General features: G+C 68.9%; 14 protein-coding genes and 1 tRNA gene. 12 read left to right on the forward strand and 3 right to left on the reverse strand.

Translation table 11 applies throughout. The features are described from left to right. The first annotated feature begins 192 nt into the window (after positions 1 to 192). Complete coding sequence (locus tag IFU11_RS11840) at positions 193 to 1,461, forward strand: low temperature requirement protein A (protein ID WP_192019058.1); 1,269 nt, start codon at positions 193 to 195, stop codon at positions 1,459 to 1,461. Here IFU11_RS11840 and IFU11_RS11845 read toward each other — a convergent pair. Beyond that, positions 1,436 to 1,996: a DUF805 domain-containing protein gene (locus IFU11_RS11845; protein ID WP_124767355.1), complete on the reverse strand. Its 561-nt coding sequence runs from the start codon at positions 1,994 to 1,996 to the stop codon at positions 1,436 to 1,438. The two genes, IFU11_RS11840 and IFU11_RS11845, sit on opposite strands and share 26 nt — an antisense overlap. Positions 1,997 to 2,136: 140 nt before the next feature. On the opposite strand from IFU11_RS11845, the gene IFU11_RS11850 reads away from it, so the two are divergent. The 9 genes from IFU11_RS11850 to IFU11_RS11885 all read left to right on the forward strand — a co-directional run bounded on the left by IFU11_RS11850 (position 2,137) and on the right by IFU11_RS11885 (position 9,943). Then, positions 2,137 to 2,736, forward strand: a complete 600-nt coding sequence (locus tag IFU11_RS11850) for a hypothetical protein (protein ID WP_192019059.1) — start codon at positions 2,137 to 2,139, stop codon at positions 2,734 to 2,736. Between the two features lie 81 nt (positions 2,737 to 2,817). Beyond that, a complete protein-coding gene (locus IFU11_RS11855; protein WP_192019060.1) occupies positions 2,818 to 4,173 on the forward strand; it encodes a signal peptidase I in 1,356 nt (451 codons plus the stop codon). Between the two features lie 173 nt (positions 4,174 to 4,346). Next, positions 4,347 to 4,419, forward strand: a tRNA-Trp gene (locus IFU11_RS11860). A 41-nt stretch (positions 4,420 to 4,460) separates the two neighbouring features. Beyond that, positions 4,461 to 4,733 carry a preprotein translocase subunit SecE gene (gene secE, locus IFU11_RS11865; protein WP_079706702.1) on the forward strand — a complete coding sequence of 91 codons (273 nt, stop codon included), beginning with the start codon at positions 4,461 to 4,463 and terminating at the stop codon, positions 4,731 to 4,733. Between the two features lie 139 nt (positions 4,734 to 4,872). Beyond that, positions 4,873 to 5,829: a transcription termination/antitermination protein NusG gene (nusG, locus tag IFU11_RS11870; protein WP_064294553.1), complete on the forward strand. Its 957-nt coding sequence runs from the start codon at positions 4,873 to 4,875 to the stop codon at positions 5,827 to 5,829. Between the two features lie 93 nt (positions 5,830 to 5,922). Next, a complete protein-coding gene (rplK, locus tag IFU11_RS11875) occupies positions 5,923 to 6,354 on the forward strand; it encodes a 50S ribosomal protein L11 (RefSeq protein ID WP_056014074.1) in 432 nt (143 codons plus the stop codon). A gap of 114 nt (positions 6,355 to 6,468) precedes the next feature. Next, a partial coding sequence (rplA, locus tag IFU11_RS20075) for a 50S ribosomal protein L1 (protein WP_207185354.1) occupies positions 6,469 to 7,152 on the forward strand: 684 nt, incomplete at its 3' end. A 15-nt stretch (positions 7,153 to 7,167) separates the two neighbouring features. Next, the gene (locus IFU11_RS20080; RefSeq protein ID WP_207185355.1) at positions 7,168 to 7,716 is read left to right on the forward strand and encodes a GNAT family N-acetyltransferase; all 549 of its coding nucleotides are present in this window, start codon (positions 7,168 to 7,170) and stop codon (positions 7,714 to 7,716) included. A 175-nt stretch (positions 7,717 to 7,891) separates the two neighbouring features. Further along, on the forward strand, positions 7,892 to 9,943 hold the full coding sequence (locus IFU11_RS11885) for a hypothetical protein (protein ID WP_192019062.1): 2,052 nt from the start codon (positions 7,892 to 7,894) through the stop codon (positions 9,941 to 9,943). Between the two features lie 50 nt (positions 9,944 to 9,993). On the opposite strand, the gene IFU11_RS11890 is transcribed toward IFU11_RS11885, so the two are convergent. Continuing rightward, on the reverse strand, positions 9,994 to 10,950 hold the full coding sequence (locus IFU11_RS11890) for an NADP-dependent oxidoreductase (protein ID WP_124770005.1): 957 nt from the start codon (positions 10,948 to 10,950) through the stop codon (positions 9,994 to 9,996). Positions 10,951 to 11,251: 301 nt separating this feature from the next. Here IFU11_RS11890 and IFU11_RS11895 point away from each other — a divergent pair, with 301 nt between their 5' ends. Both IFU11_RS11895 and IFU11_RS11900 read left to right on the forward strand, forming a co-directional pair. After that, a complete protein-coding gene (locus tag IFU11_RS11895) occupies positions 11,252 to 11,881 on the forward strand; it encodes a Pr6Pr family membrane protein (protein ID WP_192019063.1) in 630 nt (209 codons plus the stop codon). Then, entirely contained in the window at positions 11,878 to 12,651 is a 774-nt protein-coding gene (locus tag IFU11_RS11900) for a DUF998 domain-containing protein (protein WP_164486845.1), read from the forward strand. The genes IFU11_RS11895 and IFU11_RS11900 overlap by 4 nt, the downstream gene beginning before the upstream one ends. On the opposite strand, the gene IFU11_RS11905 is transcribed toward IFU11_RS11900, so the two are convergent. Continuing rightward, positions 12,618 to 13,844: an ROK family transcriptional regulator gene (locus tag IFU11_RS11905; RefSeq protein WP_124767349.1), complete on the reverse strand. Its 1,227-nt coding sequence runs from the start codon at positions 13,842 to 13,844 to the stop codon at positions 12,618 to 12,620. The two genes, IFU11_RS11900 and IFU11_RS11905, sit on opposite strands and share 34 nt — an antisense overlap. Positions 13,845 to 13,885 lie beyond the last annotated feature (41 nt).

A 13,885-nucleotide genomic window follows, 5' to 3' on the forward strand; every position in this document is an offset into this window, starting at 1 on the left:
CTCCGGACGCAACCCGGCTGCGGCCGTCGATATTCCGATGATGCTTCTGGACCTTGTGTATCTGGAATACTTCTTGCTAGGCTCACGGTGTGGTCGTCGGGCTCTGTCCCCGCAGCTCGCGACGAGCACGACCCGGTGTCGACGAATCCGAGGGGGAGGCGTCGGCACCGGGAACCCTGCCAGGATACGAACATGCCCGCCCCCAGATTCGGCCTCGTCTCCGATCTTCGTCGTCCGGAGTCCGGTGAACGCGCCGAGCGCGTCACCTTCGTCGAGTTGTTCTTCGACCTCGTCTTCGTCTTCGCGCTCACCCAGCTGAGCAAGCTCATCGCCGACGACCAGAGCGTCACCGCCGCGCTCGAGTCGATCGTCCTCATCCTGGCGCTCTGGTGGTCCTGGGTGTCCACGAGCTGGGTGACGAACTGGCTCGACCCGGAACGGCTCGCGGTGCGACTCGCGCTCATCGGCTTCGGCCTGTTGGCGTTCGTCGCGGCGGTGTCGGTGTCGGCGTCGTTCACCGACCGCGCGCTGGCGTTCGCCGTCGCCTACGTCGTGCTCCAGCTCATCCGGACGCTGTTCATGGTCGTGGCGACCTGGCGGCACGACCGCGACGTGGCCCTGAGCTTCGCACGCGTCCTCGTCTGGACCGCGTTCGCCGCGGTCTTCTGGATCGCCGGCGCGCTGGTGCCGACCGACTGGCAACTGGCGTTCTGGATCTGCGCCGTCGCCATCGAGTACGGCGGCGGGGCCCTCGGATTCCGGTTGCCGGGTGTGCGGACCTCGGAGGTCGAGAGCTGGGAGCTCTCCGGTGCGCACCTCTCGGAGCGGGCGTCGCTCTTCATCATCATCGCGATCGGCGAGTCGCTGCTCGTCACCGGGTTCGCGTTCGTCGAGCTCGAGACGTCGGTCGCCGCCGTCTTCGGGATGCTGAGTGCCTTCGTCTCCGCGGTCGCGCTGTGGTGGTTGTACTTCCACCGCACGGAGGCGGCGGGACGCCGAGCGGTCGAGGCCGCCGAGGAGGAGGCCGACCGCGCCGACGGTGACGAGGGTCGTCCCGGTCGACGGGGGCCGGGACGTCTCGGACGCATCGCGCGCGACGGATACAGCTACGCCCACGTCGTGATCGTCGCTGGGATCGTGCTCGTCTCGGTGGGGGACAAGGAGATCCTCGACCGACCGGCCGACGCCGTCGAACTCGCCGGGGGCGTCGTGATCCTCGGCGGACCGGCCCTCTACCTGCTCGGGCTGTCGCTGTTCCGGTTCGTCGTCGACCGCGCCGTTCCACTCGCGCCGGTCATCGGCCTCGCGATGCTCGCTGGCTGCGCGGTCGCCGCGTTCCTCGTGCCGCAGCTCGGGGAACTCGTCCTCGGGTGTCTCTGCACGCTGGTGCTCGTCCTCGCCGCGATCGCCGACACGGTCCTCCCGGACCGGCGGGTCACTGCGGAGCGTCACCAGGCTTGATCTGGGCGCCCTCGCGGTGCGGCCCCGTGTCGTAGCGGGCACCGCCCCGGTCGCTCGGCTGCGCCGCGAGCCAGATGAAGAAGAACCAGCCGAAGATCGGGACCAGGTTGATGAGCTGCCACCAGCCGCTGTGGTCCGTGTCGTGCATGCGACGGGCGTTCAGTGACAGCCCCGGGATGATCGTCGCGAGGCCCCAGATCCCGGACAGGACGCTCTGGACACCCCATGCGGGTCCTTCGGTGACCTGGCCCTCCCAGAAACCGGCCGTCACCCCGGTCGCGACGTCGACACCGCGTCCGATCACCAGGAGCGCGGTGACGATGACCGCGTGGACGACCACCCACCACCAGAACTCGCTCCGGCTGGCCCGCCCGGTGAAGATCGGATACCGCTTCCAGAAGCGGAGGAACGCCTGGATCGGGCCGGCGCCCGGGAGCGGGCTGTCATCCGCGAAGCGGGCCGGGATCCGGCGATCGTCCTTGCGGTCCGTCGCCGCCGCATTCGCGGTGACTGCGTGTTCGTCTGCGCTGCTCATCGGTCCCCCTGGGTCGAGTCGTCGTGCATTCGTGCGTCCACCCTACCGACATCGCCAGCACATGTTGTATTTCAGAACAACATATGGAATATTAGTTGTACAACACGTGCCGATTTCGGCCCCGACCCTGGAGAATCACCATGACCACCGCCCTGTCCCCTCGATCCCGCCGTCTCGTCCGCTGGGCCGCGCTGCCCGTCGCCGTCCTGGCGAGCGGCGTCATCGTCTCGACCGCCTCCTACGCCGCCTTCACCTCGTCGACCGACAACTCCGGCAACGCCTGGAGCGCCGGGGCGATCGCGCTGAGCGATGACGACTCCGGCGCCGCCATGTTCGCCGCGGACGACCTGCAGCCCGGCTCGACCGGCGTGAACTGCATCGCCGTCACCTCGGACGGTTCGCTGTCGTCCGACATCCGTCTCTATGCGGACAACGCGGCGCAGACGCAGGACCTCGACCAGCACCTGCAGCTCGACATCGTCCAGGGCGCCGGCGGCGGCTACGGGTCCTGCGAGGACTTCGTCCCCGCGACCACGGGCGCGTCCGTCTACGGCGGCACCCTCGCCGGCCTCGCGAACACTGCGGTCGACCACGCGTCCGGACTCGGCTCGTGGGCCTCCGTCGGCGGCGGCGAGGAGCGCGTCTTCAAGGTCACGTACACGCTGTCCCCGGATGCGCCGAACACCGTCCAGGGCGGCACGGCGGCGGTCGACCTCGTCTGGGAGGGTCGCACCTCCTAGGCGATCCCGGTGCTCTCGTCCCGCTGACGGGAGCACCGCGGCCCGCCTGTCCCCGTCCACCTCGTCCCTCCGGGAGCTCTCATGGAACCGTCATCCGCCCGCCGGCGCATCGTGTCGTCCGGCATCGTGGTCGTCGCCCTCGGTGCGCGCGTCCTCGCGTTGCTCGCGCTGTGTCTCCTCGCTTGGGCGGCCGTGCCGAAGCTCGTCGGGTGGATTCCGACCACCGTGGCGTCAGGCTCCATGGAGCCACGCATCCTGACCGGCGACGTCGTCGTCTCGGCGCCGCTCGACGGCGCCGATGCGGCGGCCGGCCAGGTGGTGCTCGTCGATGACCCCGCGAAGGACGACACCTACCTCCTGCATCGCGTCGTCGAGCGGACGTTCGACGGGCTCCGCTTGCAAGGCGACGCGAACCGTCAACCGGATCGGCAGCTCGTGGACGATCAGGATGTCTGTGGTCTCGGTATCCTCCGCGTCCCGTTCATCGGACTTCCGATCGTGTGGGCGCACGAGGGTCGGTGGGCGGAGCTGGCCCTGCTCGCCCCTTCGGCGGCGGCGACCGGCTGCGCCATCGTGTGGACGCGGCGGTTCCTCGTCGACGAGCGTGGCCGCACGACCTCGCGTGGGCGGTTGCAGGCCATGGCCCCGGTGGGCGGCGTCGCTCTGGCCGGTGTCCTGGCGATCGCGGCAGTCGTGCCGACCGCCGGTGCGTCCTGGACGAGCGCCGCGGACTCCTCGGGCAACCACCTCGGAACCGAGGTGTTCTCCTGCCTCGGCCAGCCGCTCGGTGCTCCGGAGATGTGGTTCGACTTCAACGAGCCGAGCGGTACGGCGCTCGTCAACGCCGGGTCCGGCCCCGGGTTCGCCTTCATCAGCAACGAGGCCGTGCGCGTCGACGGTGTCTGTGGCGACGGTCCCTTCGCCCGACTGGACGGAGTCGGGACCCAGGTCACGACGATGCCTCAGGTCTCTTCGCCGCGGACCTTCTCGCTCGAGACCTGGTTCCGCACCACGCGCCCGCAGGGCAAGCTGATCGGCTTCGGCGTGGCACAGACGGTCGGGTCCTGGAAGGCCGATCGGCACCTGTACATCGGCCCTGACGGACGACTGGTGTTCGGCGTGCAGTCCGGTTCGCCTGAGGTCGTCATGTCGCCTGAACCGGTGGTGGACGGCGAGTGGCATCACGTGGTCGCCGTCATGTCCGAGTCGTCAGGAATGGAGCTGTACCTCGACGGCGAGTTGGTCGCGTCGAACCCGAGCACCGGTTCCACGAACTACCGCGGCTACTGGCGTATCGGTTTCGACAACGTGACGGCTGGCTGGCCGAACGCCCCCACGTCGCCCTGGTTCGGGGGCGACCTCGACGCCGTCGGCGTTCATCTGCGCGCGCTGTCGGTCGAGGAAGTCGCCGATCACGCGGCAGCCGGGCGCCCGTGACCGACCGTGGTCGGCTGCAGGGTCCCGCCGGTTTTACAGCCGGGCGACCGTGCCGTACACTGGATGGAGGTAGTTGAAATCTGCCATGATTTTCTGCGCCTGTTTTCACCGTGTGGTGAGGCAACGCTCAGGAGGTCAGGGTAGCTTCGACCCCTCCGGTGCGTCAGCACTGAAGGGCGGTGGCTCAATTGGTAGAGCAGCGGTCTCCAAAACCGCAGGTTGCAGGTTCAAGTCCTGTCCGCCCTGCGAGTCGGTGCGTATGCACCGGCACACGAAAGGTGTAACGAGTGGCCCCGAAGAGTACCGACACGCCCGGCGAGGACGTCGTCGTCAAGGCGAAGGCGGACCGTGCCGAACGGCGCGGCTTCTTCTCGGGCATCGTCCTGTTCCTGAAGCAGGTCTTCGCGGAACTCAAGAAGGTCGTCACGCCGACGCGGAAGGAACTCCTCAGCTACACGGCTGTGGTGCTCGTCTTCGTCTGCATCATGATGGCGCTCGTCTACGGCATCGACTTCGTCTTCGCCTGGGTCGTCACGCTGGTGTTCGGTACCGCGAGCTAGTTCCGCTCAGGTTCCGGTGCTCCGGTCCGGCACCCGGGTTCCACAATCACAGACGGCGACGCAGTCGTCACGCGCCAGGATCTGGCGCCGCGGTCGGGGATCACCCACGATCCGCACAACAGAAACGGAATGGAAATCAGTGTCTGAGCGAAACTCGAACGACGTCGACTGGGCAACCGCTGCCGAGCAGTCCTCGGAGGACGACGAGGCCCAGGAGGGCAACGTGCTCTCGGCCGACGAGCACTCCGTCGACCCCGCTGAGCACAACGCCGTCCACGTCGAGGAGACCGGCGACACCGAGGTCGACCTCGACGCCGTGCTCGACGCGATGGCCGAGGCCGTCGACCCCGAGGCCGACGCCGTCGTCGACGACGCCCTCGAACTCGACGAGGCAGCCGAGGTCGAAGCCGCAGCAGAGGCCATCGCCGAAGAAGAGGCAGACCCCACCGACGCCGAGCCCGCCGAGGAGTCCGAGGAAGACCCTTACGACGCGTTCCGCAAGGAACTCCGCTTCCTGCCCGGCAAGTGGTACGTCATCCACTCCTACGCCGGTTTCGAGCGCAAGGTGAAGGCCAACATCGAGCAGCGCAAGTCGACGCTCGAGGTCGCGGACTACATCTACCAGGTCGAGGTCCCCATGGAAGACGTGGTCGAGATCAAGAACGGCCAGCGCAAGATGGTCACCCGCGTCCGCATCCCCGGCTACGTGCTCGTCCGCATGGACCTCAACGAGGACAGCTGGTCGGTCGTCCGCCACACGCCTGGCGTCACCGGCTTCGTCGGCAACGCGCACAACCCCACGCCGCTCCGCTTCGAAGAGTCCTTCAACATGTTGAAGTCGCTCGTCGAGGTCAAGGAGACCGCGCCCGTCAAGGGCTCCGGCACCAAGGGCAGCGCCACGCAGCAGCGTGTCATCCCCGCCGAGGTCGACTTCGAGATCGGCGAGACCATCACGATCAAGGAAGGCTCGTTCGCGGGCCTCCCCGGCTCCATCAGCGAGATCAAGCCCGAGAGCGGCAAGCTCACGGTGCTCGTCTCCCTCTTCGAGCGCGAGACGCCGGTCGAACTCAGCTTCGACCAGGTCACCAAGCTCTAAGCCACACGGCTCCACAGTCCACCGCCGCCCGACGGGCGCGCGGGAGAGCGCACATCATCCGATGGCGTTCGAACCCCAGAAGAAGGAAGAAACATGGCACCGAAGAAGAAGGTCACGGGTCTCATCAAGCTGCAGATCCAGGCCGGCGCCGCAAACCCTGCTCCCCCCATCGGCCCCGCCCTTGGTCAGCACGGCGTCAACATCATGGAATTCTGCAAGGCGTACAACGCGGCCACCGAGTCGCAGCGCGGCAACGTCATCCCCGTCGAGATCACCGTCTACGAGGACCGTTCGTTCACCTTCATCCTGAAGACCCCGCCCGCAGCGGAGCTCATCAAGAAGGCCGCCGGCGTCGCCAAGGGCTCAGGCACCCCGCACACCGTCAAGGTCGCGAAGCTCACCAAGGAGCAGGTCCGTCAGATCGCCGAGCAGAAGGCTCCCGACCTGAACTCGAACGACATCGACGCAGCCGCGAAGATCATCGCCGGCACCGCCCGCTCCATGGGCATCACGGTCGAGGGCTAGTCCTTCCGAACCGCACGGGGTGAGCCGTCCAGGCCACACCCTCGCACCTTTCTTTTTCACTCGTGGCAGCGCCGGCCAGGCGCAGATGACCACATTTCTCATAGGAGAACGCACATGGCACAGAAGTCGAAGGCCTACCGGGCCGCAGCCGAGAAGATCGAGGCTGACAAGTTCTACACCCCGAACGAGGCCGTCGCCCTCGCCAAGGAGACCGGTTCCGCCAAGTTCAACAGCACCGTCGAGGTCGCCCTCAAGCTCGGTGTCGACCCGCGCAAGGCGGACCAGATGGTCCGCGGCACGGTCATCCTTCCGCACGGCACGGGCAAGACCGCCCGCGTCATCGTCTTCGCGACGGGCCCGGCAGCAGAGGCCGCGATCGCGGCCGGCGCTGACGAGGTCGGCGGCGACGAGCTCATCGCGGAGGGCGCCGAGGGCTACACCTCGTTCGACTCCGCGGTCTCCACCCCGGAGCTCATGGGCAAGGTCGGTCGTCTCGGTAAGGTCCTCGGTCCCCGTGGCCTCATGCCGAACCCCAAGACCGGCACCGTGACGCCGGACGTGGCCAAGGCCGTGTCCGACATCAAGGGCGGCAAGATCGAGTTCCGCGTCGACAAGCACTCCAACGTGCACTTCGTCGTCGGCAAGGCCTCGTTCGACGCGTCGCAGCTCGAGGAGAACATCAACACCGCGCTCGAGGAGATCCTCCGCCTCAAGCCGTCCTCCTCGAAGGGCCGTTACATCCAGAAGGGCGCCGTGTCGACCACGTTCGGCCCCGGCATCCCGCTGGACGTCAACTCCNCGTACGATGCAGGGATGGTCTCAACCCGCACCGCCACGGCAGACGACGCCGCCACCCTCGCCACGCTCGCCGCAGCGACCTTCGCCCTCGCCTGCCCACCCGGCACCGCGCCGGAGCACATCGACGCGTTCATCGCCGAGCACTTCACCCTCGACCGGTTCACCGGCTACCTGTCCGATCACGGACGCGCGCTCCGGCTCCTGGTCGACGATGACGGCACTGCCATCGGCTACACGATGCTCGTCTTCGGTGATCCGAACGACCCCGACGTGCTCGCCGCGGTCACGCACCGCCCGACAGCGGAACTCAGCAAGCTGTACGTGCTCCCCGCGAGCCACGGTGCCGGCGGAGCGCGCATGCTCATGGAGGCGACGCTCGACGACGCCCGGTCGCGCGGGGCGCGATCGGTGTGGCTCGGGGTGAACCAGCAGAACGCCAGGGCGATCCGGTTCTACGGCAAGAGCGGCTTCGAGGTGGTGGGGACGAAGACGTTCCTGGTCGGGCCCGAGCGGCACGACGACTTCGTGATGGAACGGATGTCGGAACGGGGCCCGATCGGCTAGCCCTGGCAGGCCTCGGTAGGAGTGCGGACGAGCAAGCTGTTCGACTGATATGTTTGTGGACGACATGAGCGGCGCTCGGTGAGCTGCGCCCTCGATCCTCCCAAGCACGTCTCCCTCCTGGTGGAGGCCGAGGCGGCGCGGGCCGACAGGCCCGATCACGAAAGGACGCCCCTCCATGAAGCCCCACACAGCCCTCTCGATGGTCGTCCTGACGGCCGTCGCCGCCACAGCACTGGTGTCCGGTCCGGCATCGGCCGCGCCCGTCGGTCAGGCCGGATCAGACGCGGAGACGTCGGTGACCGCCACGCAGCCGCGGTTGCGCGGCAAGTTCGTGACCGATCCGGCGTGGTCCACCGGATTCCACGGATGGGCGCCGCGGGGGTCCTCGCAGTGGCTCACCCACCCGCAGTCGATCGGCACCGGCGGGCCCTACGGGTTGTCGTACGAGGCAGCGCTGGCGGCCGCCGCCACCGCGACCTTCCCTGCCGTCGGCACCAGCGGTCGGATCGAGATCAACGGTCAATGCCTCACCACGGACCGGGGCGGCACGAGGACCGATCTCGTGCGCGTGGCGAGCTGCTCCTCGGCGAGCACGCAGTACACGCTGGCGGCCGACGGGTTCCTCACCGATCCGTCCGGGCGGCGCCTGAACGTCCTCGGGGTCGGCACGAAGGACATGCAACTCGGATTCGGGCCGAACAACGACGCAGACGTCAGCAAGCTGGTGATGAGCCAGCTGGTGCCGGACCTGTCGCCGTCGGCCTCCGTGCCGACCCCGTCGCTCCGGCAGGGCGAATCGGTCCAGGTCCAGGCGACCTTCAACACCGACGCGGGTGGTCAACGGATCGACATCGTGCCGCCGCTCGGTACCAGGATCACCGCCGTGGCGAACCCGGCATTCGCGCTCGACGGCACCGGTGCCGGGGGCACCCTGCCGATCGGCACCACCGCCGTCACCTTCACCCTCACTGCCGACGCCGACGCGCGGCTCGGCCTGGCCACCGGCGGGAGCGTCAGCTGGTCCACGAACCGGGTGAAGCTCGCGGACTTCACGGCGAACGTCCTCGCGGCACCCATCGCGCCTGGTGTCGCCATCCCGAACGTCACCGTCCGCCAGGGGGACGCCGTCGAGGTCCCCGTCGCCTTCACCGGATCGGTGTCCGGATCCGCGGAGATCGTCGTCCCGGCCGGGCTCAGGCCCACCGGCGATGCGCCGGCCGGATTCACCTGGTACCCCGCGAGCAACAGCTACCGGGGCACGATCACGGCCGCGAACCGATCGTTCACCCTGGCGCTGACCGCGAACGCCGATGCCGCCGTCGGCGTGTTCGACGGCGCCGTGCGCGCCACAGGGATCGACCAGGTGTGGACCGCGACGATCGAGGCCGGTGCGCCGGTTCCCGACGCCCCGGTCGTCCTGCTCTCGCCGGCGACCGGTGGGGTCCTCGAGCCCGGCGCCCCGGTGTTCTCCGGGACCGGTCAGCCCGGCGCACTGATCCAGGTCTACGGAGCTTGGGGTTCGCTCCTGGGTGAGACCCGCGTGGAGACGGACGCCACCTGGACGCTCACCTGGAACAAGGCGCTGACGCCCGGGACCTACTCGGGCGGTTCGGTCCGGCAGTACCTCGACGGCAAGCCGTTCACGAGCGTCCCGTACGACTTCCGAGTCGACTGGCGGGTGGCGCCCCTCGTCGTGACCTCCCCGTCGGTCGGGGCGATCGTCTTGGAGACCAACCCCGTGTTCACGGGCACCGCGCAGCCGGGTGCGGCGATCGAGATCCGCGGTGCGTCGGGAGACCTCCTGGGCGCCGTCGACCGCGTCGCCGACGACGGCCGATGGACCATCACCTGGAACAAGACCCTGCTGCCCGCACGGTACGTCGGCGGCACCGTCCGGCAGTTCGTGGACGGGGAGCAGACCCACTCGGTCGTCTACGACTTCACCGTCGTCGTCCCACGCCTCGAGGTGGTGTCGCCCGCGCTCGGCGGCACCATCGCCGGAACCCGGCCGGTGTTCTCCGGCCGCGCGAACCCCGGCGCCCTGATCCAGATCCGCGGGGCCTGGGGCACGGACCTCGGGAGCGTTACGGCCGGACCTCAGGGCGACTGGAGCATCACCTGGCCGTCGGACTACCTGCCTGCTCGGTACTCGGGTGGCACGGTGACGGAAGCCGTGGGTGGCACGGTGGTCAGGACACTGCCCTACGACTTCACCCTCGTCCGCTGAGCGTCGGGTGGCGGCGCCGTAGCGGCGTCGTCACCCGACGGCCTCGGTCGTCAGCCGTCGGCGACCTTGAGGACGATCTTGCCGCGTGAGTGACCGCCCTCGAGAAGCACGTGGGCCTGCCGGACGGCGTCGAGGTCGAACACCTGGTCGACGAACACCCGGACGTCCCCGGACTCCAGCAGCCTGCTGATGGTGTCGAGTGTGGCACCATCGGGGGCCACGGTGAACCGCGTCGCGCGGACGCCCGCGGCCCGGGCCTCCTCCTCGAGTGTCGGCCAGGAACCGGTCGGCGCGTTGATGATGAGCCCGCCAGGGCGGAGGACCCGCAGGGAACGCGACCCCGTGTCGTCCACGGTGTTGCCCACGAGGTCGATCACGACGTCGACCTGGTCGACGACGTCCTCGAACCGGTGCAACTCGTGGTCGACCGCCTGATGGGCGCCGAGTTCGCGCAGCCAACCGACGTTGCGACCGGAGCCGGTGGCGATCACCCGCGCGCCGAAATAGGTGGCGAACTGCACGGCGAAGTGCCCGACACCGCCGCTCCCGGCGTGGATGAGGATGCGCTGCCCCTCGTGCGCCTTCGCGACGTCGACGACCATGCCCCACGCGGTGAGCGCGGCGAGAGGGACCCCGGCTGCCTCGACGTGCGACAGTGTCGTCGGCTTCCGCGTCAGGCTCAGGGAGGACACCGCGACGTACTCGGCGTAGCTGCCGCCCGTCCGCGGGAAACTCGTCATGCCGTAGACCTCGTCGCCGGGCAGGAGGCCGGCAGCTGCAAACGGTGACTCGACCACGATGCCGCTGAAGTCGTACCCGAGGACGGCCGGCATCGCCGTGATGGCAGAGGAGACGCCCCGGCCCGCGCGGGTCTTGGCGTCGACCGGGTTCACGCCGGCCGCGACGACCTTCACGAGGAACTCCGCCATGACAGGACGCGGTGTCGGTACGGTCTCCATCCGGAGGACCTCTGGGCTGCCGACGGCGTCGATCACCGCGGCTCGCATGGTCTCCGGTGCCGGCTTCACCGCGTCCGCGGTTGTCGCCAGAGACCAGGAGTGTCCGACTCCTTGACGCATCGAGTACTCCTTCGTCGTTCATCCCCCGAAAGCTCCACCCGGCGGAGGTCGGCTCGGCGACGAGTCTCGCTCCGGTGCGTGGTCCGGCTCTGTTCTCATCAAAGCCGTCGAATGAGTCGGCGCTGTTACGGGAGTGTCAATTGGCTGGAAACGATTCCCTCTCTTCGGGGGACACGGCGGCCCGACTGTCGCCCGATCCTCGGGCGCGTGCTTCCGATACAGTGGCGCAATGCGCGCACTGTTCGGAGTCATCAGGATCATCGCGGGTGGGGTGATCATCGCCGCCATCGTCGGCCAGTTCGTCTACACCCTGTCCTTCGGTGATGCGCCCGACGACTTCTTCGTCAACTTCTTCAGCTACTTCACGATCCTGTCGAACGCGCTGAGTGCGATCGTCCTGTTGGTCGGCGCCGGGTTCTGCTTCCGCCTGCGACGCGATCCGGCCTGGTACAACCTGGTCCTCGGCTGCGTCGTGACCTACATGGCGACCACGGGCGTCGTCTACAACCTGCTGCTCCGCGGCATCGCCCTCGACCAGGGGCACACCCTCGGCTGGTCGAACGAGGTGTTGCACCTCATCGCACCGATCTATCTGGTGCTCGTCTGGATCGTGACGCCCGGCAAGTCCCGCCTGGAATGGCGTCAGGTGTGGGCGATCATCGCGTTCCCGCTCGTCTGGACCGTCTACACGATGATCCGCGGATCGATCGTCGGCTGGTACCCGTACCCGTTCCTCAACCCGGCCCAGCCAGGCGGCTTGGGAGCCGTCGTCGTGTACATGATCGCCATCGCCGGGTTCATCGGCCTGATGGGCTGCGCCGTCGTCGCGTTGAGCCGGACGAGGCTCATCCGCGGATGACGGGGGGCACCTCAGACCAGCGGGTCTCTCGCCCGTCGGCCGTCCGTCGGCGCCGATCCGTCGCCCTCGGGTTCGCGATCATCGGTGGCGTGCTCGTCGTGGTCGCCACGATCATGATCTGGGCCGCACGACTCAGCCTCGGCAAGAACAGCTACGTGAGCGGCCTCGGTGCCACCGGCGAGGTGACGGCGCCGGTCTTCAACGCGGCACTGCTCATGGTCGCGGTCGGTGGTCTCAGCATCGCCGTGGCGCTGCAGCGAGTGGTCCCGTCCCGCGAGCCCGGTCATCGCCGCACGAGGGTTGGACTGCTGCTCATCCCCTGGCTGCTCGTGGGACTGTCGAGCCTGTGCTTCCTCGTGGCGTCCCGGGTGACCTGCACCTACGAGTGCCCGATCCCGTCGAATCCGCTGTTCACGCTCCAGGACGCGGTGCACATCTCCTTCGCCGTGCTGGGCTTCGCCCTCGCCTGCCTGGCGATGATCGGGTCGGCCCTCGGGTCGCGGCTGCGCGCCGTCCGGCGGCTGTCCTGGTTCGCCGGATCCGCCGTCGCGGTGGTCGCGGGGCTCGGTGGCCTGCTCTCACTCGCGGAGGTCGGGCAGCAGGTCGGCAGTTGGCTGGAGTTCGCGGCGATGACCATCGCCCTGTTCTGGCTCGTCGGGTACGGCCTGGCGGAAGTCCTCGCCGTCGGGAAGGCGGACGACGTCGGACGCCCTGGTTCCGCACTGGAGGACGCGCGTCAGGTCGACGCGGCCTCGAGCGCCCGGGGCTGAGTCATCGCGTCGATCGCCGGTGCGGACAGGGCGTCGCGCAGCACCATGATCGCCGCTCCCAACACCCCGGCCTCCTCGCCGGCCGTCGAGGTGACGATGCCGAGGTGTCCGGTGGCGAGCGGCATCGACCGGCGGTACACCACCTCGCGGACACCGGTGAGGAGATGTTCACCCGCCCGGGTCATCGTCCCACCGAGCACGATCACCGAGGGGTTCAGGAGGTTCACCACGACACTGAGCACCTCACCGATCTCCCGGCCGGCCTGCCGCGTGGTCTCGATGGCCGTACGGTCGCCCGCGCGGATGAGTGCTGCGACGTCGCGACTGCTGACGGCGTCGATCCCGCGGGCGCGGAGCTCGGTCGCGATCGCCGGCCCGCTCGCGATGGCCTCGAGGTCGCGCTCGTCGTCCGCAGCGCGCGGGGAGTCTCGGCCGACGGGGACCTGGACGTGCCCGATGTCGCCGGCCGCACCGAGTGCCCCGCGCTGCAGCTCGCCACCCGCGATGATGCCGGCACCGATACCCGTGGACACCTTCACGTAGACGAGGTCGTCGGTGTCCGGCCAGGAGATCGCGTGCTCGCCGAGCGCGAGGACGTTGACGTCGTTGTCGACGAGGACCGGGACGTCGATGGTCCGACGGATGTAGGCGGGGACGTCGAAACGGTCCCAGCCCGGCATGATCGGCGGGTTCGTCGGCCGTCCGGTCGAGTGCTCGACCGGCCCCGGAAGCCCGATCCCGATCCCGATGACCGGGGGCGCGACCGGCTGGGGTGTGGCCCAGGTGTGCGGAGCGGCCAGCAGGGCCGACGCCGCTTCGACCACCCAGTCGAGGACGGGCTCGGGTCCTGCGGCGATCTGCAGCTCCGCGCGGCTCGTCGCGAGGATCGCGCCGGCCAGGTCGGTGACGGCCACCGTCCCGTGCGTCGCCCCCAGGTCGACGGCGACGACGACGCGCGCGAGCGGGTTGAATGCGATCCGTGCGGGCGGGCGACCACCCGAGGAGGCTGCCTCTCCAGCGGGACGGAGCAGGTCTGCGGCCACGAGGGCGTCGATCCGGAGGGAGACGGTGGAGCGGGCCAGGCCGGTCAGGGCGCACAACTCCGACTTCGTGCGTGCCTCACCGCCGCGGAAGAGTTGGAAGAGGTCGCCGGCGCCCGGTGCTCCGGGGGAGGGGCGTAGCGGCTCGGTCATGGCGACAGTCAACCACCTCGGCCGACTTCTGTCGACTTGTC

The sequence above is a fragment of the Plantibacter sp. CFBP 8804 genome (assembly GCF_014841225.1).
GTDB classification, from domain to species: Bacteria; Actinomycetota; Actinomycetes; order Actinomycetales; family Microbacteriaceae; genus Plantibacter; species Plantibacter auratus.

Excerpts from the sequence above, each read along its gene's own strand:
- IFU11_RS20080 (WP_207185355.1), top strand. The coding sequence starts at position 7,168 with ATGGTCTCAACCCGCACCGCCACGGCAGACGACGCCGCCACCCTCGCC.
- IFU11_RS11895 (WP_192019063.1), top strand. The coding sequence starts at position 11,252 with ATGCGCGCACTGTTCGGAGTCATCAGGATCATCGCGGGTGGGGTGATC.
- IFU11_RS11840 (WP_192019058.1), top strand. The coding sequence starts at position 193 with ATGCCCGCCCCCAGATTCGGCCTCGTCTCCGATCTTCGTCGTCCGGAG.
- rplK (WP_056014074.1), top strand. The coding sequence starts at position 5,923 with ATGGCACCGAAGAAGAAGGTCACGGGTCTCATCAAGCTGCAGATCCAG.
- IFU11_RS11885 (WP_192019062.1), top strand. The coding sequence starts at position 7,892 with ATGAAGCCCCACACAGCCCTCTCGATGGTCGTCCTGACGGCCGTCGCC.
- IFU11_RS11850 (WP_192019059.1), top strand. The coding sequence starts at position 2,137 with ATGACCACCGCCCTGTCCCCTCGATCCCGCCGTCTCGTCCGCTGGGCC.
- IFU11_RS11855 (WP_192019060.1), top strand. The coding sequence starts at position 2,818 with ATGGAACCGTCATCCGCCCGCCGGCGCATCGTGTCGTCCGGCATCGTG.
- IFU11_RS11905 (WP_124767349.1), bottom strand. The coding sequence starts at position 13,844 with ATGACCGAGCCGCTACGCCCCTCCCCCGGAGCACCGGGCGCCGGCGAC.
- IFU11_RS11900 (WP_164486845.1), top strand. The coding sequence starts at position 11,878 with ATGACGGGGGGCACCTCAGACCAGCGGGTCTCTCGCCCGTCGGCCGTC.
- IFU11_RS11845 (WP_124767355.1), bottom strand. The coding sequence starts at position 1,996 with ATGAGCAGCGCAGACGAACACGCAGTCACCGCGAATGCGGCGGCGACG.
- IFU11_RS11890 (WP_124770005.1), bottom strand. The coding sequence starts at position 10,950 with ATGCGAGCCGCGGTGATCGACGCCGTCGGCAGCCCAGAGGTCCTCCGG.